This is a genomic window from Sulfitobacter sp. HI0129 (assembly GCF_001635395.1).
Classification (GTDB): Bacteria; Pseudomonadota; Alphaproteobacteria; order Rhodobacterales; family Rhodobacteraceae; genus Sulfitobacter.
The window spans coordinates 1-634 of sequence record NZ_LWGH01000591.1; the positions used below are offsets into that span (position 1 = coordinate 1).

Here is a 634-nt window from a genome sequence, read left to right on the forward strand (position 1 = left end):
CATCCAGCTCGCGGATCACCTGATCGGCGACACGCGCGGTGCGGCTGTAGCGCGTCACGGGGCGCATGATCTCCACATGGGGGATGTCCTGCAGCGGGCCCATGTTCGCCTGCGGGCGCGAGGTGCAGCCCCCGATCAGCAGCACGGGCGCGCGGGCCAGCGACGCATTGGCGATGGCGGTCACGCAGTTGGTGACGCCCGGCCCGGCGGTGACCATCGCGACGCCCATGTCCCCGGTCAGCTCGGCATGCGCATGGGCCATGTGCACTGCGGCCCCTTCGTCCCGGACATCGACGATGCGGATGCCCTGCCGGGCGCAGTGGTCCCAGATGGGCTGGATATGGCCGCCCTGCAGGCCGAACACCCTGTCGACCCTGCGCGCCTTCAGCGTGGCGGCGATCCAGGCGGCGACGTTGTCCTCGTCTTGGTTGAGGTCCTGTGTATCGGTCATTTCCTGTTCTCCTGAAAAGAGGGGTGCTATGCGCGGTCGGTCAGCAGGTCGCGCAGCACCCGGTGCAATATCTTGCCCGTGGAGTTGCGCGGCATTTCGTCGGGGGTGAGAAAGATGATACGGCGCGGGCGCTTGTACCCGGCCAGCTTGTCCCGGGACCAGGCGATCAGCTCATCCGCCGTC

General features: G+C 67.8%; 1 protein-coding gene. It reads right to left on the reverse strand.

What is annotated here, in order from left to right:
• On the reverse strand, positions 1-451 hold a 451-nt coding region (locus tag A3764_RS15745; protein WP_067951759.1), incomplete at its 3' end, for a thiamine pyrophosphate-binding protein.
• Positions 452-634: the final 183 nt, after the last annotated feature.